The sequence below is a fragment of the Achromobacter kerstersii genome (assembly GCF_902859595.1).
Taxonomy (GTDB): domain Bacteria; phylum Pseudomonadota; class Gammaproteobacteria; order Burkholderiales; family Burkholderiaceae_B; genus Achromobacter; species Achromobacter kerstersii.
The window spans coordinates 97,937-121,336 of sequence record NZ_CADIJQ010000001.1; the positions used below are offsets into that span (position 1 = coordinate 97,937).

23 protein-coding genes are annotated in these 23,400 nt (G+C 65.0%); 6 read left to right on the plus strand and 17 right to left on the minus strand.

The features are described 5' to 3' along the window. Nucleotides 1–57: 57 nt before the first annotated feature. From HV765_RS00425 to HV765_RS00445, 5 genes are all read left to right on the plus strand, one after another. Nucleotides 58–2,055 carry a methyl-accepting chemotaxis protein gene (locus HV765_RS00425; protein WP_175168428.1) on the plus strand — a complete coding sequence of 666 codons (1,998 nt, stop codon included), beginning with the start codon at nucleotides 58–60 and terminating at the stop codon, nucleotides 2,053–2,055. A 108-nt stretch (nucleotides 2,056–2,163) separates the two neighbouring features. After that, nucleotides 2,164–4,017: a methyl-accepting chemotaxis protein gene (locus HV765_RS00430; protein ID WP_175168429.1), complete on the plus strand. Its 1,854-nt coding sequence runs from the start codon at nucleotides 2,164–2,166 to the stop codon at nucleotides 4,015–4,017. A 29-nt stretch (nucleotides 4,018–4,046) separates the two neighbouring features. Next, nucleotides 4,047–4,517, plus strand: coding sequence for a hypothetical protein (locus HV765_RS00435; protein WP_054425932.1), 471 nt, complete (start codon nucleotides 4,047–4,049; stop codon nucleotides 4,515–4,517). 135 nt (nucleotides 4,518–4,652) lie between these two features. Then, entirely contained in the window at nucleotides 4,653–6,383 is a 1,731-nt protein-coding gene (locus HV765_RS00440; protein ID WP_054425930.1) for a methyl-accepting chemotaxis protein, read from the plus strand. A 291-nt stretch (nucleotides 6,384–6,674) separates the two neighbouring features. Continuing rightward, on the plus strand, nucleotides 6,675–8,270 hold the full coding sequence (locus tag HV765_RS00445; protein ID WP_175168430.1) for a methyl-accepting chemotaxis protein: 1,596 nt from the start codon (nucleotides 6,675–6,677) through the stop codon (nucleotides 8,268–8,270). 72 nt (nucleotides 8,271–8,342) lie between these two features. Here the strand turns inward: HV765_RS00445 and fliR are convergent, their stop codons facing one another. The 13 genes from fliR to fliF all read right to left on the minus strand — a co-directional run bounded on the left by fliR (nucleotide 8,343) and on the right by fliF (nucleotide 19,778). Continuing rightward, the gene (gene fliR / locus HV765_RS00450; RefSeq protein WP_054425926.1) at nucleotides 8,343–9,131 is read right to left on the minus strand and encodes a flagellar biosynthetic protein FliR; all 789 of its coding nucleotides are present in this window, start codon (nucleotides 9,129–9,131) and stop codon (nucleotides 8,343–8,345) included. A gap of 43 nt (nucleotides 9,132–9,174) precedes the next feature. Further along, complete coding sequence (fliQ, locus tag HV765_RS00455; protein ID WP_054425924.1) at nucleotides 9,175–9,444, minus strand: flagellar biosynthesis protein FliQ; 270 nt, start codon at nucleotides 9,442–9,444, stop codon at nucleotides 9,175–9,177. A 16-nt stretch (nucleotides 9,445–9,460) separates the two neighbouring features. Next, on the minus strand, nucleotides 9,461–10,252 hold the full coding sequence (fliP, locus tag HV765_RS00460; RefSeq protein ID WP_054425921.1) for a flagellar type III secretion system pore protein FliP: 792 nt from the start codon (nucleotides 10,250–10,252) through the stop codon (nucleotides 9,461–9,463). A gap of 28 nt (nucleotides 10,253–10,280) precedes the next feature. Beyond that, complete coding sequence (fliO, locus tag HV765_RS00465) at nucleotides 10,281–10,604, minus strand: flagellar biosynthetic protein FliO (protein WP_054426346.1); 324 nt, start codon at nucleotides 10,602–10,604, stop codon at nucleotides 10,281–10,283. Nucleotides 10,605–10,615: 11 nt separating this feature from the next. Beyond that, a complete protein-coding gene (gene fliN, locus HV765_RS00470) occupies nucleotides 10,616–11,176 on the minus strand; it encodes a flagellar motor switch protein FliN (RefSeq protein ID WP_054425919.1) in 561 nt (186 codons plus the stop codon). Then, nucleotides 11,169–12,176: a flagellar motor switch protein FliM gene (gene fliM, locus HV765_RS00475; protein ID WP_054425918.1), complete on the minus strand. Its 1,008-nt coding sequence runs from the start codon at nucleotides 12,174–12,176 to the stop codon at nucleotides 11,169–11,171. The genes fliN and fliM overlap by 8 nt, the downstream gene beginning before the upstream one ends. 2 nt (nucleotides 12,177–12,178) lie before the next feature. Beyond that, nucleotides 12,179–12,805 carry a flagellar basal body-associated protein FliL gene (gene fliL / locus HV765_RS00480; protein WP_054425915.1) on the minus strand — a complete coding sequence of 209 codons (627 nt, stop codon included), beginning with the start codon at nucleotides 12,803–12,805 and terminating at the stop codon, nucleotides 12,179–12,181. 170 nt (nucleotides 12,806–12,975) lie between these two features. After that, on the minus strand, nucleotides 12,976–14,358 hold the full coding sequence (locus tag HV765_RS00485; RefSeq protein ID WP_175168431.1) for a flagellar hook-length control protein FliK: 1,383 nt from the start codon (nucleotides 14,356–14,358) through the stop codon (nucleotides 12,976–12,978). Nucleotides 14,359–14,382: 24 nt separating this feature from the next. Next, entirely contained in the window at nucleotides 14,383–14,832 is a 450-nt protein-coding gene (gene fliJ, locus HV765_RS00490; protein WP_054425911.1) for a flagellar export protein FliJ, read from the minus strand. After that, entirely contained in the window at nucleotides 14,825–16,258 is a 1,434-nt protein-coding gene (gene fliI, locus HV765_RS00495; RefSeq protein WP_054426344.1) for a flagellar protein export ATPase FliI, read from the minus strand. The genes fliJ and fliI overlap by 8 nt, the downstream gene beginning before the upstream one ends. A 104-nt stretch (nucleotides 16,259–16,362) precedes the next feature. Next, a complete protein-coding gene (fliH, locus tag HV765_RS00500; RefSeq protein WP_175168432.1) occupies nucleotides 16,363–17,106 on the minus strand; it encodes a flagellar assembly protein FliH in 744 nt (247 codons plus the stop codon). Next, on the minus strand, nucleotides 17,099–18,109 hold the full coding sequence (fliG, locus tag HV765_RS00505) for a flagellar motor switch protein FliG (protein WP_054425907.1): 1,011 nt from the start codon (nucleotides 18,107–18,109) through the stop codon (nucleotides 17,099–17,101). The genes fliH and fliG overlap by 8 nt, the downstream gene beginning before the upstream one ends. After that, entirely contained in the window at nucleotides 18,099–19,778 is a 1,680-nt protein-coding gene (gene fliF, locus HV765_RS00510; RefSeq protein WP_054425905.1) for a flagellar basal-body MS-ring/collar protein FliF, read from the minus strand. Before fliF ends, fliG begins: the two co-directional genes overlap by 11 nt. 330 nt (nucleotides 19,779–20,108) lie before the next feature. On the opposite strand from fliF, the gene fliE reads away from it, so the two are divergent. Then, nucleotides 20,109–20,441, plus strand: a complete 333-nt coding sequence (fliE, locus tag HV765_RS00515; protein ID WP_054425903.1) for a flagellar hook-basal body complex protein FliE — start codon at nucleotides 20,109–20,111, stop codon at nucleotides 20,439–20,441. A gap of 69 nt (nucleotides 20,442–20,510) precedes the next feature. Here fliE and HV765_RS00520 read toward each other — a convergent pair whose 3' ends face one another. The 4 genes from HV765_RS00520 to HV765_RS00535 are packed head-to-tail and all read right to left on the minus strand — an operon-like array spanning nucleotide 20,511 to nucleotide 23,379. Beyond that, a complete protein-coding gene (locus HV765_RS00520) occupies nucleotides 20,511–21,314 on the minus strand; it encodes a flagellar brake protein (protein ID WP_054425901.1) in 804 nt (267 codons plus the stop codon). Between the two features lie 24 nt (nucleotides 21,315–21,338). Beyond that, nucleotides 21,339–21,680: an EscU/YscU/HrcU family type III secretion system export apparatus switch protein gene (locus HV765_RS00525; RefSeq protein ID WP_054425899.1), complete on the minus strand. Its 342-nt coding sequence runs from the start codon at nucleotides 21,678–21,680 to the stop codon at nucleotides 21,339–21,341. Continuing rightward, nucleotides 21,680–23,029, minus strand: coding sequence for a flagellar hook-length control protein FliK (gene fliK / locus HV765_RS00530; protein WP_175168433.1), 1,350 nt, complete (start codon nucleotides 23,027–23,029; stop codon nucleotides 21,680–21,682). Before fliK ends, HV765_RS00525 begins: the two co-directional genes overlap by 1 nt. After that, on the minus strand, nucleotides 23,026–23,379 hold the full coding sequence (locus HV765_RS00535) for a flagellar protein FliT (RefSeq protein WP_054426342.1): 354 nt from the start codon (nucleotides 23,377–23,379) through the stop codon (nucleotides 23,026–23,028). The genes fliK and HV765_RS00535 overlap by 4 nt, the downstream gene beginning before the upstream one ends. Nucleotides 23,380–23,400: the final 21 nt, after the last annotated feature.

The following is a 23,400-nucleotide window of genomic DNA, read 5'->3' on the forward strand; positions in this document are numbered from 1 at the left end:
TGGTTGCGTGCAGGGTAGGAAATAGTCGTTTCTCGTGGCCTAACGCTCGGATATTTCATGCTTGTCAATTTGAAAGTTCGCACCTGTATCGTTCTGGTGCTGTTGCTCTTCACGAGCGCCATGTTCATTTCGAACGGCGTGGCGTGGATGGGGTTGAATTCCAGCAATGAAAAGCTGGAACGGGTCAACGACGCCTACTCGAACCAAGGCACCCAGCTGAACCGCGCGTATGCCGCGTTTCTGCGCGGCCGGCTGTTGCTGGCGACGTCGTTGATGGATATGCAGCAGGGCAAGACGGAGCAAGCAAACGCCCAGGCCAAGCGCGCTGAGACGCTGATGCAAGAAGGCAGGCAGTCGCTGGACGCCTTCCGCAAAGCGCCGCGCATGGCGGGTTCCGAAGCCGCCGTGGCCAAGCTGGAAGCGGGCTACAAACAGTTCGACGACGTGTACAAGCGCCAGGCCGCCGCGTTGTCCAGCATGGCGATCCAGGAATACCTGGATCTTAACGATTCCGGCAGCAAGGCCAATACCGAGTTCCGCGAAGGCGTCAACGGCGTACTGCAATTCCTGGACACGCGCACGGACGAACTGGTCGTGCAAGCCGAAACGGATCACCGGATCTCGCGCACGGTCACCCTTGCCATGCTGGCGATTGCGCTGGTGCTGGCGTTGGGTTGCTGGTTGTTCATCAACCGCACCGTGCTGCGTCCGCTGCATCAGGCGGGCGATCACTTCGACAAGATTTCGGGCGGTGACTTTACCGGCCGCATCGAGGTGCGCAGCACCAACGAAATCGGTCAGCTGTTTGGCGCGATTAAGCGCATGCAGGAAAGCCTGACGCGTACCGTGGCAACGGTGCGCCGGGGTGTGGACGAAATCAATGTAGGCGCGCGCGAAATCTCCGCGGGCAACACGGACCTGTCCAGCCGTACTGAACAGCAAGCGGCGTCCCTTGAGGAAACCGCAGCGTCGATGGAACAACTGGCGTCCACCGTGAAGCAGAACGCCGACAACGCGCGCCAGGCCAATCAGTTGGCAGCGAGTGCGTCGGACGTGGCCGAGCGCGGCGGTTCGGCGGTGTCGGAAGTGGTCAGCACGATGCAAGGCATTTCGGCCAGCTCGCGCAAGATTTCCGAAATCGTTTCCGTCATTGACGGTATCGCTTTCCAGACGAACATCCTGGCGCTGAACGCGGCCGTGGAAGCGGCGCGTGCGGGCGAGCAGGGCAAGGGCTTTGCGGTGGTGGCGGGCGAAGTGCGTTCGCTGGCGCAACGCAGCGCGCAAGCCGCCAAGGAAATCAAGGGTTTGATCGAAGACTCGGTGACCAAGGTGGGCGCGGGTTCGCAGCAGGTGGAACGTGCGGGCGCGACGATGCAAGAGATCGTTGCGTCGGTCAAGCGCGTCACCGACATCATGGGCGAAATCTCGGCCGCGTCCGAAGAGCAGTCCAGCGGTATCGATCAAGTGAACCGTGCCGTGTCGCAGATGGACGAAGTGACGCAGCAGAACGCGGCGCTGGTGGAAGAAGCGGCCGCCGCCGCCGGTTCGTTGCAAGAGCAGGCGCAACGTCTGGCCGAAGCCGTGTCCGTGTTCAAGATCAACGCCGGCGAAGTGATTGAAGTGCCCGCCCACCAGTTGGCGCAGCAACGCAGTGCACCGCGCGTGCAGGCAGCGCAGGCCGCCGCCCCGAGAGCGCAGGCCACCGCCCCGAGAGCACCGGTGGCGCAGCTGAGCAAGCCTGGCCACCGATCGGCGAATGCCGCCGCGCATGCCCCCGTGAACAAACCCGAGGCGCCCGCACAAGAATCGCAGCTGGAGCAGGAATCGCAGTCGGCGCCTGACGCGGGCGACGCGCCTGCGGCGCCGAAGCCGGCGCCCGCCGCCGCGCCGCGCAAGACGCAGGTAGCGCGTCCCAAACCCGCAGCAACGGCGGCTACCGTGGTGCGACCGTTGCGCCGTCCCGCGACCCGGGCGGATGCCGCGGGTGCGCCGCCGGCACCTTCCGCCTCCAGCCGCCGTGCGCCGCCAGCGGACGACGATTGGGAGTCTTTCTGACGCGATTCCCCCGTCAGTGCATTGAATAGGCAGTAGCTCACAGATAGACCCCCTTTTACGGACCAGCGGCGACAGCGCCGCCGGGACGACTACCGGAACAATCGGAACATGTTCAGCAATCTGAAGGTGCGCACGGGCTTGATGCTCGCTCAGTTGGCCGTTGCCCTTGCCGCACTGGTTGCCATTGGTTTGGGCTGGAACAGCATGCGTTCCAGCGCCGACACCATCAACGCTCTGGATTCCCTGAGCGTCCAACAGAGCAATCTGATCAAGGACGCTTATACGCAGATGCTGCGCGCGACGATCCGCGCCGACATCGCGGCCGCGCAGCGCGCGGCCGGTGATACGAACGGCGCGGCCGACAACTCGCGCACCGTCCAGCAGCTGATCGCAGACGCGAACAAGAAGATGGAAGCCTTCAAGGCCGTGCCGAAAGTGACGGCGCTGGGCAAGGCGGCTGAGGGCGAGCTGCTGTCCTCGTTCAACGGCTTCTCGGGTGCGCTGCAGGCCATGATGGCCGCGCTCGACAAGGGCGACGCCGCCACCTACCTGAACTTGAAAAACACCCAGGCTGGCGCCGCCAGCGCCGCGTTCTTCAAGCAATTGAGTGCATTCGCCAGCAACATCAACGCGTTCAGCGAAGAGCGGGTGCAGGCGTCCCGTACGCAGGCGTCCACGATGACGTTTGTGTACCTGGCCCTGGCCGCGCTGATTCTGGCGGTGTCGCTGGGCGCGTTCCTGTTCATGAACCGCGTCGTTCTCCGCCCCTTGCGCTCGGTGAGCGACAGTTTCGACAAGATTGCAGGCGGCGACCTGACGGTGCGTGTGGAGGCAACGTCCTCCAACGAAATCGGCCAATTGATGGCGGCCGTGAAGCGCATGCAGGAAAGCCTGACGCGCACCGTGGCCGCCGTGCGCCGTGGTGTGGACGAAATCAATGTGGGCGCGCGCGAAATCTCCGCGGGCAACACCGACCTGTCCAGCCGTACCGAACAGCAAGCGGCGTCCCTTGAGGAAACCGCGGCGTCGATGGAGCAACTGGCGTCCACCGTGAAGCAGAACGCCGACAACGCACGCCAGGCCAATCAGTTGGCAGCGAGTGCGTCGGACGTAGCCGAGCGCGGCGGTTCGGCGGTGTCGGAAGTGGTCAGCACGATGCAAGGCATTTCGGCCAGCTCGCGCAAGATTTCCGAAATCGTTTCCGTCATTGACGGCATCGCTTTCCAGACCAACATCCTGGCGCTGAACGCCGCGGTGGAAGCCGCGCGTGCCGGCGAGCAGGGCAAGGGCTTTGCGGTGGTGGCGGGCGAAGTGCGTTCGCTGGCGCAACGCAGCGCGCAAGCCGCCAAGGAAATCAAGGGTTTGATCGAAGACTCGGTGACCAAGGTGGGCGCAGGTTCGCAGCAGGTGGAACGCGCGGGCGCAACGATGCAAGAGATCGTGGCCTCGGTGAAACGTGTGACGGACATCATGGGCGAGATTTCGGCGGCGTCCGAAGAGCAGTCCGGCGGTATCGATCAAGTGAACCGCGCCGTGTCGCAGATGGACGAAGTGACGCAGCAGAACGCGGCGCTGGTGGAAGAAGCGGCTGCTGCTGCGGGCTCCTTGCAGGAACAGGCAGAGCGCCTGGTCCAGGCCGTAGCCGTGTTCAAGATCAATGCAGGTGAAGTGATTGAAGTGCCGGCTCGCCAGTTGGCGCAGCAGCCGCAACGCCGCGCGCCGCGCGTGGCTGCCCCGGCCGCTGAAGCGCCAGCAGCGCAAGCCGCGCCGTCCAAGCCGGCAGTGCGTCTGACGCATACGGCGCGCGCCAAGCCGGCCGCTGCTGCAGAAGGCGCCACGGCGGCGCGTCCGCTGCGCCGCCCCGCGCCGCGCGCGGCAGCCGCTGCGGCTGACACCAAGCCAGCAGCTCCGGCCGCAAGCCGTCGTCAGGCGCCGTCGGACGACGATTGGGAATCTTTTTGATGCCGGCCATGCCGGCGAATAGGTAGGGTATGCGAGGCTATATACATCTTCTGGCGGCTGCCGCCATCGCGTTGTTGCTTGGCGGCTGCGCGGCAACGGGTCACAACTTCGACCCGGGCAAGTTGTCGACCCTGACGCCGGGGCAGACGACGCTGGAAGAGGCCTCGCGCGCGCTGACCGCGCCGCCCACCAAGCTTTACAGACAGACCGACGGGACGCTCCTCGCCCTGTGGGACTTCAAGATCACGTTTGTCGCCGACGGCCTGTACAGCCGTAAGGAAGCGCTGCTGCAATTCGGCCCGGATGGCCGTCTGATGCGGCTCGTCGACAGCACCAATATTCTGCTGGAACCTTGGGAACGCCAAAAACTGCTGGGGCCTGCGCCCGCGCCTGATTTGAATCAGGCCTGGACGCCGATGCCGTCGGCGGAACCCGAGGTGCAAACGATCTACATTCCTGGCCCGGGTGAACCGGCCGGGTTGGCGCCTGTGGGCAAATAGTCGTGTAAGTCCGGCAGAGCATTGCGGCGCAAGCCGCAATGAACGTCGCCCTGAATGTACACCCCATGTAACAGGGCGTGTCCACAGGGTGGTTTTTCATTTGGTCAGAGCTGTTCCTGAGGGATGGGGAAAAATATGGAAGCAAGTCTCGAATCCGGCGCAAAGGCCGGCAAAGGCGGGAAGAAGAAGGCCGCGCGAGCGCCCAAGGTGAAACGCAAACTGCGCTTGCGCGACGCCCGCGTCGGCACGATGCTGCTGTGGGTCATGGCGTTCTTCGCGATCTTGATCGCGGCCGTCGGTGGCCTGGCGTCATTTTTCTTGCAACACAATTACGAGTCCATCCGCGAAGTCAACGCGCTGACCGAGCGCGCCAAGCAAGTCGAGATGATCAACAGCGACATGCTGCGCGCCCGCGTGAGCCTGATGGTGGCCGCACGCCACCTGCAGGAATCCGGCTGGGGCAGCGGCGAGAATTCGGCTCGCGACGCGGCCGCCGCGTTGAAGGGCGCGACGGATCTGCTGACCGGCGTGCGCAGCCGTTTTGCTGACTTCCAAAAGAACATGCTGCAAGACGACACCGGCCGTCAGCTGTCCATGAACCTGGTGCGCCGCTATCGCTCGTATATCGACGATGGCGTGGACACCATGGTGGAAGCGCTGCGCAGCGAAGACTATTCGACGTTCTACATGGTGAACAACGAATACGGCACCCCGCGTAGCGCCGCCTTCATCGAGGCGATCAGCGATTTCAGCAAGTACATCGGTGACCAGCAGCAAGCGACGATCGATCAGGCCGAAGCCAACTTCAACCGCGCCATGGTGGCGGTGGGCGTGGCCGTGGGCCTGGCGCTGTTGCTGATGGTGTTCTGCCGCATTCTGTTCGGCCGCTTGGTGGTGCGTCCGTTGGTGGAAGCGGGCCAGCACTTCGACAAGATCGCCGCAGGCGACCTGACGAGCCGCGTGGAAGTGAAGTCGCACAACGAAGTCGGCCAATTGATGGCGGCCGTGAAGCGCATGCAGGAAAGCCTGACGCGCACCGTCGCAACGGTGCGCCGTGGCGTGGACGAGATCACCGTGGGTTCGCGTGAAATCGCGGCCGGCAACACGGACCTGTCCAGCCGCACGGAAGAGCAAGCCGCTTCCTTGGAAGAAACCGCGGCGTCGATGGAAGAGCTGGCGTCCACCGTGAAGCAGAACGCCGACAACGCACGCCAGGCCAATCAGTTGGCGGCCAGCGCGTCGGACGTGGCCGAGCGCGGCGGTTCGGCGGTGTCGGAAGTGGTCAGCACGATGCAGGGCATTTCGGCCAGCTCGCGCAAGATCTCGGAAATCGTTTCCGTCATTGACGGTATCGCTTTCCAGACCAACATCCTGGCGCTGAACGCCGCCGTGGAAGCCGCGCGTGCCGGCGAGCAGGGCAAGGGCTTTGCGGTGGTGGCGGGCGAAGTGCGCTCGCTGGCGCAACGCAGCGCGCAAGCCGCCAAGGAAATCAAGGGTTTGATCGAAGACTCGGTGACCAAGGTGGGCGCCGGTTCGCAGCAGGTGGAACGCGCGGGCGCAACGATGCAAGAGATCGTGGCCTCGGTGAAGCGTGTGACGGACATCATGGGCGAAATCTCGGCGGCGTCCGAAGAGCAGTCCAGCGGTATTGATCAAGTGAACCGCGCCGTGTCGCAGATGGACGAAGTGACGCAGCAGAACGCGGCGCTGGTGGAAGAAGCGGCGGCTGCCGCCGGTTCCTTGCAGGATCAGGCGCACCGCCTGGCCGAAGCCGTGGCGGTGTTCAAGATCAATGCTGGCGAAGTGATCGAAGTGCCGGCGCATCAACTGAGCGGCTACGCCGCGCCGACGTTGACGCAGGGCTAAGACGCTTCCACGCGGTTTGGCAGGACGATCGCGGCCGCGCTGATAGCGCGGCCGTGTTCCTTATATCTGACGGTCATAAGAACGCCTGCGTTTTTACTACGCACGTTAAGTTCTTACGAATAAGACCGTTAATAACAATAACGCCTGTAAAGGGCGGTGAACGGTGTTTGAAATTCGGCGCAGCCGCGTCGACATGACAAACCAGGCGGGAACAGGTCGATGCGGGGCGTCTAGTCCGGTTTGCTCGCTGCTATTCATTCGCTGCTCTATTGATGTCACTGGAGACTAGCTGTGCGCGTGAACCTACCCGTCAATGATGTGGAAACCAAGCTGCGCGAAGATCAGTATCTGATCTCGCGTACCGATACCAAGGGCCGCATCGTCTACGCGAACCCGGCGTTCGTCGAAGTCAGCGGATTCACCCGCGAAGAACTGATCGGCAAGCCGCACAACATCGTGCGCCATCCCGACATGCCGCCCGAAGCCTACGAAGATCTGTGGGAAACGCTGCAAGCCGGCGAGTCGTGGCTGGGGCTGGTCAAGAACCGCCGCAAGGACGGCGGCTACTACTGGGTGCTGGCCAACGCCACGCCTATCGTCGAAAACGGCGAAGTGGTGGCTTATTCGTCTGTGCGCGTGCGTCCGTCGGATGAGCAGGTCGAAATGGCCGAGGAGCTCTACGCGCGCATTCGCGAGGGCTCGGCGCGCGGCGTGCGTATCTTGCGCGGGCGGCCGGTGCGCGCCGGCTGGCGTCGCAGCCTGGATGTGCTGGCGTTTCCCTTCAGGAACAGCGTGCGCAGCCGCATGTTCCGCCATTCGTTTTTGTCCTCCGCCATCATGGCGGCCGCGGGCGCCTATGGGCTGCACGCCAATTGGGACAGCTTGAGCACGATGACGGCAAGCCTGGGCTGCGGCGCGATTGCGCTGGCAGCCATCACCATTTTTGGCATGGGCTGGAGCCTGTCGCGCTCGTTGCTGGACCCGATGGTGGACGCGGCCAACATGGCGCGCCAAGTCGCCGCCGGTAACCTCACCACGCAGATCATCGCGGATTCCGATGACGAGATCGGCAGCCTGAAGTTTTCGCTGGAAGTGATGCGCAAAAGCCTGATCGGCATTGCGCAGGACGTCTATCGCGGCATCGAAGGCACGACGCACGCCGCCGTGCACATTGCGCGCGGCAACCAGGAACTGGCCGGCCGTACCGAAGGCCAGGCGGCATCGCTGCAACAGACGGCCGCCAGCATGGAGCAACTGACGTCCACGGTGCGCCAGAACGCCGACAACGCGCGGCAGGCCTACCAACTGGCCGCCAGCAGCATGGACGTGGCCCGCCGCGGCGGCGTGGCGGTGGGGCAGGTGGTGAACACCATGCACGGCATCTCCAGCAGCTCGCGCAAGATTGCCGACATCGTCAGCATCATTGAAGGCATTGCATTCCAGACCAACATCCTGGCCTTGAACGCGGCGGTGGAAGCAGCGCGCGCCGGCGAATCCGGCAAGGGCTTCGCCGTGGTGGCGGGCGAAGTGCGCAGCCTTGCACAGAAGAGCGCGCAAGCAGCCAAGGAGATCAAGGGGCTGATCGAGGATTCCGTTGACCGCGTGACCGAAGGCTCGGCGCAGGCCGAGCAGGCCGGCGCGACGATGGAAGAAATCGTGGCCGCCGTGCATCGCGTCACCGACATCATCGGCGAGATCTCGCAGGCGTCCCAGGAACAGTCCAGCGGTATCGAGCAAGTGGATACGGCCGTGTCGCAAATGGATGTGATGACGGTGCAGAACACGGCGCTGGTGCAGGAACTGGGTGGCGCAGTGATGCAGCTGGGCACCCAATCTGGCGCGCTGCGCGAGACGATCCGCGTGTTCCGCTTGACGGGTCAGCCGTAACGTCCCGGGTGTGATAGGCAAAACAAAACGGCCGCTGAAAAGCGGCCGTTTTTTTATGAGCGGGATACGGCGCTATCGCCCCGCCAGCGCATCCACTACGCGGCTCATCGCGCCCAGCCCGGACTCAAACAACGTCTCCAGAAAGGGCCCCGCGTGTGGCAACACGACGGTCAGTACCGTTACGCCAACAATGAGCGTCACCGGAAAACCTACCGAGAACACGGACAGTTGCTGCGCCGCGCGGTTCAGGATGCCCATGGCCAGGTTGATGGTGAGCAGCGCGCAGATCAGCGGCAGGGCCAGCAGCAGGCCCGACACGAACACCGTCTTGCCCCATTCCACCACCACGCCCCAGCCGTTCTGATGCAGCTGGATCATGGCGACGGGCAGGGTGTCGAACGAGCGCACCAGCGCCGCCAGCACCAGCAAGTGGCCGTCCAGCGCCAGGAAGGTCAGCATCGCGATCATGTTGAACAAGCGCGATAGCACGGCGGTGTTGGCGCCGGAGCTGGGGTCGAAGAATGACGCGAACGACAAGCCCATTTGCAGGCCGACGAATTCGCCCGCGGTCTGCACGGCGGCGAACACGATGCGCATCGTGAAACCCATGGCGATGCCGATCAGCACCTGCTGCATGACCATCCACAAGCCTGCGAACGAGCCCGGCGAGATGGGCGGCATGGGGTCCAGTGCGGGGCTGATGGCAACCGCCAGCACGAAGGACAGGCCTACTTTGACCTTGATCGGAATGATGGATTCAGAGAACAGCGGCGCGGTGCCGACCAACGCAAGAATACGCACGAACGGCCAGAGAAACTGGCCGATCCAGCCGTTGAGCTGTTCGAGCGTGAAGGCGATCATGGCGGCGGGGACCGGGCGGCGGGCAGGCGGAAAACCCGGCCGCTCAGGACACCAGCATCGGGATCTGGCCGATCAGTAGCCGGATGTAGTCGACCATGACGCCGATCAGCCACGGGCCCAGCAGCACCAGCACGCCGCACATGGCCAGCAGCTTCGGAATGAACGACAGCGTCATTTCGTTGATCTGCGTGGCGGCCTGGAAGATGCTGATGATCAAGCCCACCACCAGCACCACCAGCAGCAACGGACCCGCCATCGCCAGGACGATCTTCATCGCCTGGTAGGCCATGGTCATGACGGTTTCGGCGGTCATGGCGTGTCTCCGGGCGTTATTGGTAGAAGCTCTGGGCAAGCGAGCCCATCAGCAGGTTCCAGCCGTCGGCCAGCACGAACAGCATCAGCTTAAACGGCAGCGCCACGGTCACGGGCGGCACCATCATCATGCCCAGCGCCATCAGCACGCTGGCCACAACCAGGTCGATGATCAGGAAGGGGATGAAGATGGTGAAGCCGATCTGGAACGCCGTCTTCAGTTCGCTGGTGATGAATGCCGGCACCAGGATGCGCATCGGCACTTGCGACGGATCTTCCAGCGCGGGCAGCTTGGCCAGGTTGGCGAACAACGACAGATCGTTCTCGCGCGTCTGGTGCAGCATGAAGGTGCGCAAGGGGCCGGCCGCGCGTTCAACGGCCGTCTCGAATTGGATGGAGCCTTCGGACAGCGGCTTGTAGGCGTCGGCGTAGATCTTGTCGAACACCGGCGACATCGTATAGAAGGTCAGGAACAGCGCCAGCCCGATCAGCACGTGATTGGGCGGCGACATCGCCGTGCCCATCGCGCTGCGCAACAGGCCCAGCACGATGATGATGCGCGTGAAGCCCGTCATCATCAGCAGGGCGGCGGGCAGAAACGACAGCGACGTCATCAGCAGCAGCGTCTGCATGCTGAGCGAATACGTTTCGGAGCCGTTTGCGCCCGGCGTGGTGGTCAGCGCGGGCAGGGTGGCCTGGGCGACGACACCGGCCGGAAAGAAGGCCAGGCCCAGCACGGCGGCGGCGGCCAGCATGGGCAGCGCGCGCGAGCGGAGAGAGGGGGATGTCGTGCTGTTGAGCAAACTCATGGGTATCGCTTGGATCGCGCGGATGGCGCTAGCGGCGCTTGAGCGCCTGGCCCAGCTTGGCCGCGAACGCTGCGGCGGGCAAGGGCGAACCCTCCGGCAATTGACCGGCGGGCAGGGTATGCAGGGTGTTGAGCTGGTTCGGGCCAACGCCCACCACCAGCCAGGTGTTTTCAATTTCGACGACAACGATGCTCTGACGCGGGCCGACCGGCATGCTGGCGACCTGCTTCAACACGTTGCCGCCGCCACGCTGAGTCAGGCCGGCGCGCCGCGCCAGCCAGGCCGAAACCAGGATGGCGGCCACCACCAGCACCAGGCCGATGATGACGCGCAGCAGGGCGGACTCAGTCATGGCGCCAGACGTCAACGACGGTTGTTCAAGCGGTTGATCCGCTCGGACGGGGTGATGATGTCGGTCAGGCGGATGCCGTACTTGTCTTCAACGACGACGACTTCGCCTTGGGCGATCAGGTAGCCGTTGACGAAGATGTCCATCGGCTCGCCGGCCAGGCCGTCCAGTTCCACCACCGAGCCCTGGCCCAGCTGGAGCAGGTTCTTGATGGTGAGGCGGGTGCGGCCCAATTCAACCGTCAGCTGGACGGGCACGTCCATGATCAGGTCGATGTCGGTGCCGGCGCCTGCGGTGGTGCCAGCCAGCGGCTTGAACACCGATTGCGACGCCGATTGCGCGGCGGGCTTGGCGGGTGCGGGCGCAGCCGGAGCGGCCGGCGCGGCGGCTGCCGGGGCGGGCGTTTCAGCGGGCGGCGTGGAGGCGGTCTGTTCAGCCATCGCGGCTGCCCAGTCGTCCTGCGGCTTCAGGCCATCGGCCTGGGTGGGCGGATTGGCGCGGGATTGTTCGGCGAGCGCGTCGGCCCAGTCGTCGGCCGGGGACGAGCCGGTGCCAGGCTCGTTCTTGTCAGTCATGGTCGGGGGCCTCGTGTGAATCGGTATCGTAGGTAAACATGTTCTGCACGCGCAGGGCGTACTGGCCGTTGAAGACGCCGTAACCGCATTCCATCAGCGGTACGCCATCAACGTTGGCAATGATTGTGTCGGGGACGTCCACGGGAAGGACGTCGCCCACCTTCAGGCTCATGAGCTCGCGGATCGACGACGGGATGCGCGCAAATTCCGCGACCACGTCGATATCGGCGCTGCGCACCTGGCGCGACAGCTGCTGCGACCAGCGCTGGTCCACTTCTTCCATCGTGGTTTCTTGCAACGGCCGCGTCAGCAGATCGCGCACCGGCTCGATCATGGAGTAGGGCAGGCAGATGTTCAGGTCGCCGCCGGTCGCGCCGAATTCGATGTGGAACGAGGTGACGACCACCACTTCATTGTTGCCGGTGATGCTGGCGAACTTGGTGTGCATCTCCGAGCGCACATACTCGAATTCGATCGGATAGACGGGGTCCCAGGACTTGCCGTAGCTTTCCAGGGTCAGGTTGAGCAGGCGCCGGATGATGCGCTGTTCGGTCGTGGTGAAGTCCCGGCCTTCGACGCGCGTGTGGTAGCGGCCATCGCCGCCGAACAGGCTGTCGATGACCAGGAACACCAGGTTCGGGTCATACGTGAAGAGCGCCGTGCCGCGCAGGGGCTTCATCTGAATCATGTTCAGATTGCTCGGCACCGGCAGGTTGCGTTCGAAGTCCGCGTACTTCTGGATCTTGATCGAGCCGACCGTGATGTCTGCGCTGCGGCGCATGAAGTTCAACAGCACGTTGCGCATGTGGCGCGCAAAACGCTCGTTGATCAGCTCCAGCGTCTGCATGCGGCGGCGCACGACGCGCTCGGGCGAGCTCAGGTCATAGGCGCGCGCGCCATCCGTGGAGCTTGCCGCTTCTGACTTGCTATCGCTCTCGCCGGTGACGCCAGCCAGCAGCGCATCGACTTCGTCCTGCGAAAGAAATGCCTCGTAGGCCATCTTTATTGCACCACGAACGCCGTGAACAGTACGTCGGTGACATACTGGCCGTCCGGCAGGGGCGAGAACGGGCGGTTGACTGCCTGCTTGATCGCGTTGGCCATGTCGGTCTTGCCTTGCTGGGTCTGCACGCCGGTGGGCGATTGCGACGACAGCACCATCAGGATGCGGCTACGCACTTCAGGCATGTACTTTTCCAGACGCGTGCGCGTTTGCTCATCGCTGACGCGCAGCGTCAGGCCGACGTGCATGATGCGTTCGGTGTCAGCGTTTTGCAGCGTGACGGTGAAGGCTTCGATCGGCACGAAAATCGGTGCGGGCACGGCGATAGGGCCGGCAGGCGGGGCGACGAAGGTCGTCGGCGTGGCTTGCGGACCTGCGCCGGCCTGGCCGGCTTGACCTGCTTGGCCGGGCTGGCCAGGCTGGCCGCCAGGAACCTGGCCCACGCCCAATTGCACTGCGGCGCCGGCGGGCGGCTGCTGCATGCGCTGGGTGATGAACCACGTGCCGCCCGCGCTAGCGGCGGCGACGATGAGCAGGACCAGAAGGGCCAGCAGCATGCGAACAATGCCGATGCCACCGGATTTCTTAGCGCCTGTCGGCGCGGTTATGGTTTTGGAAGTCGCCATCTCGGTTTCGATGCGTATTGGGCCGCTGGTGAAAACGGATTCTTAGTGGATGAAAGCATTCTGCCCGAAAAGACGCCTCGGCTTGGAGGCGAAAAACAGGGCGAAAGCCGCGTATCTCAAGCTATTGCTGCACCGCCCGCGTCCATTGCTGGGCGCGGGCCGCTCGTTTATTACGCGAAGGTGTCTACCAGGGCGTTGGCATTGCGCGACGCGGTCACGACAGGCGCTGCGTTGTCGGCTGCGCCATCGGCAACCACCGATGCGCCGCCGGACTGGCGCTGCGAGCCGCCGTTGCCGTTCTGTTGTGCGAATTCCTGCTGCGCGGTTTGTTCACCGACGCTGGTCTGACCCAGCGAGATGCCGGCTTGCGCCAACGCCTGTTGCAGCTGCGGAATTGCGGTTTCAATGGCCTGACGCACCGACGCGTGGGCCGACACGAACGAGGCGCTGGCCACGCCGTCGGCCAGATTCAGGCTGACGCGCAGCGGACCCAGATCCGGCGGGTCAAGGCGCAGCTCGGCGGTCTGCATGCCTTGGCGTGCGTTGGTGCTCATCATCACCACTTGCTGGCCAAGTTCCGTGCCCCAATGCGTACCGCCAACCGGGGTGGCGATCTGCATCACGACGGGCACCGCAGGCGCGGCGATGGCGGCCTGGTTCGCAACCGGGGCGGCCTGACGCTGGGTGGCGGCGGCAAGCGCTTGCGCCAATTGGTCTTGCGCGGATGCGCCATGCTGCGGGGCCTGGAATTGCTGGGCCGTGCTGTTCAGCGCGGCGGTCAGTTCTTCTTCGGTATGCGCGGGCAACGTGGTGGTGTGCTTGGCGTCAGCATCGGCCGTGGTTGCGCGCGGGACTCGCGGCAGTGCGATCTCGGGCGCGAGGCGCGGCGTGTCGGCCTTGGCGGCCGGCTTGGCGGCGGCAGGCGCGACCTCGGCGACGGCAGTAGCGGCCACGGCGGCCACGGCGCTGCCCGGCTTGACGGCTTCGGTCAGCACGGGCTGAGCGGCTTGCGCGTTGCGCGCGGCAATCGCGGCGGCGGATTCGGCCTGCAAGGCCGTCGCGGCGACCGGGGTCTGTGCTGTGGCGGGGCTATCGGCAGCCGTGAGCGCTGCGGTCAGCACGGCAGCGCCGCTGCTCATGGCGGTGGCGGCAGCCTGCGCGTTGCCACGGGCAAGCTGCACCTGTTCGGCGGCTTGCGCGGCGATGTCCAGCGCTTGTTGCGGCAGCACGGGCGCAGCCGGTTGTTGCGCGGCAACGGCCAGCGCGCCGGCTTCGGCAGCGGTCGCCGTCGTGACAGCGTCGTTGATTGCACCGGCGGCAGCGCCTTCAGCCTTGCTGGCGGCGTCGCTGGCGGTGTTCGTGTTTTTGCCGGGCGTCTTGGCGCCATTGTTCGCCGGGCGCGAATCGGCCGACGGCTTCGGACGCTGCTGAGCCAGCACGTCGGAGAAGCTGGGGCCTTTCTTGTTCGCGGGCGTCTTGTTGGCGCCCAACGCATCAGCGATGGACGTCGGCGCGACCGGAGCGATCGTCGGCAAGGGCAGGGGAGCGGTCATCTTGGGCTTCCTGTTAGGTATTGCTTAATGCATGCCGGCTTGGCGCTGGACCAGGCGGGCGGAGTATTCGTCGTTGGCGCGTTGTTCGCGGCGGGATTCCACCACGGCTTGGGCGCGCATTTCGCGCTGCGCCAAGGCGTCGTAGGAACTGAGCTTGCGCTTTTCCTGCTGCCAGTATTGGCGGCCCTTGGCCAGGTTTTCATCCGCCTGGCGCAGCACGCCTTGCTGTTGGCCGATGGCGTCGTCCAGGGTGCCAATGAAGCGCTGATAGTTATGGCAGTCGCTGGCCGACATTCCCGTCGTCATCGCCTGCTGCAAGCGCTCCAGATAGTCCTGGCGGTAATCGTTCAGCATGCCGAGCTGACGTTCGGCATTGGTGCGTTCGGCGCTGAGCCGGCCCAAGAGACGCGCGGCTTCATCCGTGCTCTCCTTGGCCAGGTTGATCAACATGTCCAAGGGCAATTGGCTAGGCATAGGTGTCCCTTAACTCAAAACTGGCGCGCAACTGGTTGACGGCGTCTTCATAGCCGATGTTCTCGCCAACGTCTTGCTGCAAGAAGGCTTCAAGACGGGGATAACGGGCAATGGCTTCGTCCAACTGTGGATCGTTGCCGGCGGCGTAGGCGCCCACGGCGATCAAGTCGCGGTTGCGCTGGTAGCGCGACAGGTTTTGTTTGAAGCGGCGCACGATGGCGAATTGCTGCGTCGTGATCAGCGAGGTCATGGCGCGTGAGATCGACGCTTCGATATCGATGGCGGGGTAGTGACCGGCTTCGGCCAGATGGCGCGACAGCACCACGTGGCCGTCCAGAATCGCGCGCGCCGAATCGGCGATCGGATCTTGCTGGTCATCGCCTTCGGCCAGCACGGTATAGAACGCGGTAATGGAACCGGCCTTGCCCGAAGGGCCAGGCGCGCCCATCCCGGCGCGTTCAACCAGCATCGGCAGCTTGGCGAACACCGACGGCGGATAGCCTTTGGTGGCCGGCGGCTCGCCGATAGCCAGCGCGATTTCCCGTTGCGCCATGGCGTAGCGGGTCAGCGAATCCATGATCAGCAACACGTCCAGACCCTGGTCGCGGAAATGTTCGGCCAGGCGTGTGGCGTAGGCCGCGCCTTGCAGGCGCAACAGCGCCGAGACGTCGGCAGGTGCGGCCACCACAACCGAGCGCGCCAGGCCTTCGGGGCCCAGGTTGTGCTCGATGAATTCTTTCACTTCGCGGCCGCGTTCGCCGATCAGGCCCACGACGATGACGTCGGCCTTGGTGTAGCGGGCCATCATGCCCAGCAGCACGGATTTACCCACGCCGGAGCCGGCAAACAGACCCATACGCTGGCCGCGGCCAACGGTCAGCAAGCCGTTGATGGCGCGCACGCCCGTGTCCAGCACGGTGTCAATCGGGGCGCGCGACAGTGGGTTGATCGGCTGGGCGGACAGCGGCGCCAGTTCGGCGCCGGTCAGCGGGCCCAAGCCGTCCAGCGGGCGGCCAGCGCCATCCAGCACGCGGCCCAACAGCGCATTGCCGACGGGCAAGTGGCGGCCCAGCTGCGGTTTGGCGTTGCCGTTCAATTCGGCCTTGCGCGGCAGCGGAATCGCGCGTTGCACGGGCGGTTCGCCAGGCACGACGCGCGCGCCGGGCGGCAGGCCGGAAATATCGGCCTGCGGCATCAAATACAGGGTGTGGCCGTCAAAGCCCACGACTTCGGCGTCGGCCCAGTGGTCATGGCCGCGCGCGATTTCGATGCGGGCGGCGGCGCCCACGGGCAGGCGCAGGCCGGTGGCGTGCAGCACCAGGCCGGTGGCGCGCGTGATCTTGCCGCTGACGAGCCACGGGTCGGTGGAGGCGGCGCGGATCGAGCCGATCTCCAGCTGGGTTTTCCAGCGATCCAGCACGGGCACGGTGGTGGCGGCCGGTGCAAGGGCGGCGGGCGCCGGCGCGGATGCCGGTGCGGACGCCGCGGGCACAGCCGTCTGGCCGGGCTGAGCCGGAGCCGGATTGCTGTTCACGCCGGGTCCTCCCACGACACGTTGCGGCCCAACGACGCCGCGACGCGGCGCCACCGGGTTTGCAGCGTGGCGTCGATATCGCCGAACGGCGTCTCGGCGCGGCAACCGCCGCGTGCAATGGACTCATCGGCCAGCACGCGCCAATGGCCTTCTTTCAATTCGTCGGCCAGGTGCAGGCGGATCAGCTCGATGTCTTCGGGGTTGGCCCACAAGCGCATCTGGCCGCCCGCGGACGGGTTGATGTGCAGCACGTCGCGCACGGCGGCGGCCACCGTCTCGGGTTGTTCCGACAGGGTGGTGCGCACGACCTGCTGCGCAATGTCCAGCGCCAGCGTCAGCAGGCTTTGGCCCATTTTTTCTTCCAACGAGCCCAGCGATGTGGCGCAGGCTTGAACCAGCGCATGCAACCGCTGCGCTTCTGCCGCGCCTTGTTCGCGCGCCTGGGCCAGGCCCTCGGCGTAACCGGCTTCGCGGCCCGCGGCAAAACCCGCTTCGTGGCCGGTCTGCTGCCCGGCTTCGGCGCCGGCCGCATGGCCTTGCGCGTAGCCTTCCTCGCGCCCTTCGGCCATGGCCTGGGCGCGCAGTTGCGCCATCACCACAGCCGGGTCCGGGCCCGGATCGGGTTCCGGTTCGGGCTCGACTTCGACGGTCGCCGGCTCGTTGAACGACAGCATCTGCCAGCGCCGCCAGGCGGCGCTGCGCGAGATGAGCGTCGTCGCGCCGTTGTCCGCTTCAGACATACGCGTCGTCTCCGGAGTTGCCCAGCACGATCTGGCCGCTTTCGGCCAGGCGGCGGGCGATCTGCAGAATCTTCTTCTGTTCGGCTTCGACCTTCGACATGCGGATCGGGCCTTGCGCTTCCAGGTCCTCGCGCAGCATTTCGGCGGCGCGGCTGGACATGTTGCGCAGGAACTTCGCACGCAGCTCTTCCTGGGCGCCCTTGAGCGCAACCATGAGCGTGTCGTTGTCGATTTCCTTGAGGATGAGCTGGATGGCGCGGTCTTCGACGTCGAGCAGGTTGTCGAACACGAACATCTCGTCGATGATCTTCTGCGCCAGGTCGTTGTCGCGTTCGCGCAGGCTGGCCACAACGGTTTCCTCGTCCGAGGAATTCATCATGTTCAGGATCTCGGCCGCGGTACGCACGCCGCCCATCTTGCTGCGCTTGGCGCCCTGGCCAGCCAGCACGGAATTCAACACTTCGGTCAGTTCGGACAAGGCTGCCGGCTGCACGCCGCCGAAGGTGGCGATACGCAGCATGACGTCGTTGCGCAGGCGGTCGGTCAGCAGCGCCAGCACGCCGGCCGCGCGGTCGCGCTCCAGGTGCACCAGGATCGTTGCGATGATCTGCGGGTGTTCGTCGCCGATGAGTTCGGCCACGGTGTTGGGGTCCAGCCAGTTCAGCGCATCGATGCCGCTGCCGCTGTCGCCGGCTTCCAGAATGTCTTCGATCAGGCCGGCCGCGCGGTCGCTGCCCAGCGCCTTGGTCAGCACGCTGCGGATGTAGTCGTCCGAACCCAGCGTGACGGCCATGAACTGGTCGGCTTCCTGGCGGAATTCTTCCAGCACCACGGCCACGTCGTTGCGGGTGACCTGCTTCAAGCTGGCCATGGCCCCGCCGACCTGCTGCACTTCACGGGCGCTGAGGTATTTGAAGACCTCGGCCGCGGCGTCTTCGCCCAGCGACATCATCAGGACGGCGCTGCGCGTCATGCCGTCCATCGGAGTGGAATCATTTGTCATCTTTGCTCATCCAGGTGCGCAGAACCATCGCGACGGCGCGCGGATCTTTATTAGCCATCGTGCGGGCACGTTCCAGGTTGTCTTCGTAGCGGTTCGTTTCCTTGGCGCGGGCGGCGTCTTGTGCTTCACGGGCAGCTTCAACGCGCTCGGCTTCAGCCACTTCCGGATCAACCACCGGGTACAGGTATTCGGTGACCGAACGGCGGACCTTGCGGTACAGCCACAGCGCAATCACCAGACCCACCAGCCAAGCCAGAATCGTCTTGAACAGGGCGATCATTTCCGGATCACGCCACATCGGCACCGGCGGCGGGCCATCGTTGAACTGGCTGTTGACCAGGTTCAGCGAGTCGCCACGCGTTTCCGAATAGCCCATGGCTTCGCGCACCAGATTGGTCAGCTTGCTCAGTTCTTCGGGCGGCAGGGCTTGCGGCTCGCCGTCCTTGTCGCGGATGTAATTCACCACCACGGCCACCGACAGGCGCTTCAGGTTGCCCACCGGCTGCTTGATGTGGCTGATCGTGCGGTCCACTTCGTAGTTCGTCGTGGCGTCGCGGCGTTCGTTCAGGCTGCCACCGGCGTTTTGGGTGCCGGTCTGCTGCTGTTGTTGCTGTTGCTGCTGGGCATTGGCCGGCTGCTGCGGCTGGCCCGGGCGGGGCGGCTGCTGCGCGGGCGGGTTGGCCAGCGGCGCTTGCGCATTCGGAGGCGCCTGGTTCGACAGCGCGCCCGGCACGCCTTGAGCGGGGTTGATGCCGCGCTGGGTGGAGTCGCTGGTTTGCTGGCTGCGCACCGCGGACTGGCCAGGTTCCTGGTTCGGACGATAGACCTCGGACGTTTCTTCGCGGCGGGCGAAGTCCATGTCGGCGCTGGCTTGGGCGTGGACGTTGCCCGGGCCAACCAGCGGATTCAAGATCGTCAGGATGCGTTCAACGGTGCGCTGTTCCATCTCGCGCACGTAGCGCATCTGGTCAGCATCCATGCCGCGGCCTTCGCCAGCCGGCGCCGACAGCAGGCGGCCGTTCTGGTCAACGATCGACACGCTTTCGGCGGTCAGTTCGGGCACGCTGGAGGCCACCAGCCAGGAAATCGCAGACACCTGGGAGTCGCTCAGGCTGCGGCCGGGGTACACGTTCAGCAGCACCGACGCGGTGGGCGCCTGGCGTTCACGCACGAACAGCGACTGGCGCGGCATGGCCAGGTGGACGCGGGCGTGTTGCACCGTGTGCATGGCTTCGATCGAACGCGCCAGCTCGCCTTCCAGGCCGCGCTGATAGTTGATCTGTTCCGCGAACTGGCTGGCGCCAAAGCGGGCGTTGTCCATCAGCTCGAAGCCGACCGAACCGCCGCGCGGCAACCCTTGCGAAGCCAGTTGCAGCCGGGCGTCATAGACGCGGTCGGCCGGAACGAGCAGCGCGGTGCCGGTTTCGTTGTAGCGGTAGGGGACGTTCATTGTGCCCAGGGCCGTCACGATGGCGCCGCCATCGCGGTCGTCCAGGTTCGAGAACAGCACCTTGTACTTGGGTTCGCTGCTCCACATTACCGCCGCGGCGATCAGCGCAACGATGGCAGCGGCCGCGCCCAGCAAAATGGGCTTGGGCAGTGCGCGAACCTTTTCCAGCACGGGGAACTTCGCGAGCAGCGACGAGCTCAGAGTGGCTTGCTGATTCATCGACGGCTCCCGCTGGCTACGCGGAGCAGGGAAAATGACTTCATGTCTTGGTGGGGCAGATTACACATGCAACGTGCTTCTGGTCTGGGGAGAGCCTGGATTATTGCCGTTGGTACGACAATCCCAATCGATGAAAACAGCGGGTTTTTGGCGTTACTTATCTTCTATGTCGACACCAAAGCGGGCTTGGCCGCCATGCTGTTCTGCAGGGGCGGCGGCATTCGTGGAAATGTCGGGGTTTTTGGCGGTTTTTATCGGCTATGGACTTGCGCGAACGGCGTTACGCTTTGCGCAACATTGGCGTCATGCCCCACCAGCAAGGAATCAGTAATGGCTGTATCAGGCTTGTCCGGCATCGAAAGCATGCTCCAGCAGATGCGCACCGTCGTGAGCAAGGCGGAAACCGGCAATCTCGCCGCAGGGGAAATGGTCGGTCAGCCCGACGGTTTCGCCGCCGAGTTGCAGCGCTCGATCCGCCGCGTGACGTCGGCACAGAACGCGTCGTCGGCGCAGGCTCGCGCCTTTGAAATGGGCGCTCCCGACATTTCGTTGAACGATGTCATCATCGACATGCAGAAAGCCAGCCTTGGCTTTCAAACGGCGGTGCAGGTGCGCAACAAGCTGGTTGCGGCCTACAAGGAAATCTCGTCGATGGCCGTTTAAGGCATCGATCCTGGTCCGCTACGCGGGCCATTGAAAAAGGGCCTTTCCAGTGGAAAGGCCCTTTGCACATCAATCGCGCTGCGCGCCTTTTTCCAGGCGCCACACCACTTTCTGCAGCCAGTTTTCCTGGCGCGCATCCAGATTCAGAAACACGGCGCCCATGTGGCTCATCGGCGGTTCGCCGGTCAGCGATACGTGCTTGGGCGCCGGTTCGTCCGGGCTGTCAGGCTGGATCATCGGCTGGCCTGAAATCGGATAGACATTGCGCACTTCAAGGTTGGCGTTGAATTTGCCCAGGTCGCCGAAATCCAGCTGCACGTCTTCCATCACCGTGCCGCGTTCCGGCAGGGTGGGCACCGCAAGTTCCACGCGCAGGCCCACACCGTCGACGGAGATGTCGCGCACGGTGAAGCGGTAGGGCTTTTGCTTGGGGTCCGGCTGCCAGGATGCCTGGCACAGGCCGCCGCCGGTCGCCAGCGAGGCGCGGAACATCTTGCGGCGCTGGATGCGGGCCAGGCGGTCGGGGAAGGGCGACATGAGCGCCGCGCTGCCGTCATCGAAATGAATGACTTCCGGGCGCTGCACGCGAAAGCGGATCTGCACGCCGCCGTAGGCGGTGGCATGGAAGTGGAACGTGGTGCCGCTTAGCAACCCCATGTTGTCCGACTGTTCGAAGTCGGCGCCGGCATAGTCGCGCGGGCGCCAGAAGAATTGGCGGGTCTGCTTGTCCGCACCCAGCACCAGCACGGCCATTTCGCGGTCGGCGGCGTCGCGTACGAGGATGTGACTGTCGGGGTGCGTCAGTTCAAACAGGGCTGAGCGCATGTCTTCCGGCCGGGTCAGCAGGAATTCCGGGTCGCTGGCATCCAACACGATGGTGGTCCTTAGAGAGTGAGATCAGGCAGGTGGCGGCGCGTCGGGAAGCTCGCGCGATTCCAGGCGATACAGCCAGGCCAGCAATTCTGCCACTGCTACGTACAGTTGGGGGGGAATATGTGCATCCAGGTCGACTTGCATGAGCAAGCCCACCAATTCGCGGGATTCGTGCACATAAAGGCCATTTTCTTCGGCGGCGCGGACGATGGTGTCCGCCAGCTGGCCGTAACCCTTGGCGACCACGCGCGGCGCGCCGTCCTTGTCGTCATAGGAAATGGCGACCGCGGCGTTGCGGTTGGCGTTGGGATTCGCGTTGGGGTTCACGTCCAGGCCGTCGTCCGGGGAGGGGCTGCGGGTGCTCATCAGAAATCGGCCGGGATGACGGGGCGCGGGTCGGTCACGCTGACCGCCAGATTGCTCAGGGTCAGGCCGGCCGCCAAGAGGCGCGAGCGCAACTGATCTGACGCATCATTGATTTCACCGGCGGCAAGCGGCGCAACCAATTGCAGCACGATCTGATCGCCCGCCAGGTTCAGCCGGGCGTCGACCAGACCCAGGCGGGGCAGGTCCAGCTTCAGGCGCGTGGCCCAGGTGGGCGTGGCGGAATCAGGGTCGCCGCCATAAGGGTCGCGTTCCACTTCCCATTCCATCGGCGTGCCGGGCCAGGCTTCGCCTTGCCAGGTCAGGGACTGGTTGGCCAGGACATCGAGTTGCTGTCGCACCAGAACGGTCAAGTCCTGGTGAATGCCGGCAACCGGGCCGCCTGGAGCCGACGTGGCAGAGGAACCCGTGCCGGACGGCGCATCGGCGCCGCCACCCGCGCGCCCGGCGGTAGCGGAATCCGCCCGGCCACGCGGCGCTGCCGTATTTTGGGCTGCGGCATCCTTGGTCAGCTTGGCTTGCGGCTCGTTCTGCAGCGACGACGGGTTGGTTCGGCCAAACACCATGTCTGTCAGATGCGATTCATAAAACAGGCCGCTCGTTTGCAGGGCTTGGCGTAGCGCCTGGCCCAGCAGCCGGGCGGACGGTCCGCTGGCTGCCAGCGAGGCATGCGTCGTGGCATCGGCGCCGCGCGCAGCGTCGGTGGGAGCGCCGGGTTGGCCAGCTTTGGCCGTCGCCGCTGCAGTCGTGGTTGCTGCAGCCGTGGTTGCTGCAGCCGTCGCTGCGGCAGCAGCAGCTGTGGTGGCCGCGCCCGCCATCGGCGCGGCGGCCTGCGCTGCCGTCGTGTTCGCGGGCGGCTGGCCGGCGGTAGTGGCTTGGCCAGGCTGGCCTGGCTGTTCCGCCGGCTGGCCCGGCGCGCCATTGGCGTTCCAAAGCGGTGCGCGCCCCTGGACTGCAGGCGCAGCTTCCGGGTACTGGGCTAGCAGCGCGAGAATCGTGCGGGCGGTTGTGCCGAGCGTTGTCGGGGCAGAGGCCGTAGTGTCGCTGCTGGTGACGAGGCCACGCGCCGCGAGCGCCAGCGCGGCAGCGGTCTTCGCGTCGACAACAGTATTCTGGCGGTCGCCTCGGGCGCCGCCAGTTTGAATGCCTTGCCTAGGGTCGCGGGCGGAGCCGTCCGCGGAACCCGGCTTTTCAAGGTTGCCGGGCTGGCTGACGGCGTCTGGCCGTGCCCCTGAGACCTGGTTGGCGTTGGCGGCGGACATCGTCGTGCCAAGCACGGCGTCCAACCGCTGCACCAGGACGTTACCGAGTGCGGCGGGACCTACGCTCATTCTTCAGGCGCTCGGTTGCCGTAGGCGGACAGCAGGGTCTGCTGGCGCTTCATGCGGCCCAGCAGTTCGCCAAGCCGAGCCAATTGGGGCAGAGCCAGGTCCCGTGTCAACGCATCGTTTTCGAGAATGCGGACGAGCAGGTCGTACTTCATGGCGCGCGCGGCGTCATCCAGGGGATGGGTGCGTTCGGTGAGCCGAAGGCGCTCGACCTGTTCGCAGTATTGTTGCCCGTGGACCATCGCGGCATCCCAGTCGCCCGCCTGGGCGGCCGCGAGCATGTCGCTCGTGATGAGAGCAATTTCCTGGTAGCGTTCCAGGATGGGGGTGGTGGGCTGGGTAAGGGACGTCATGGAAATCTCGGGCGTTTGCTG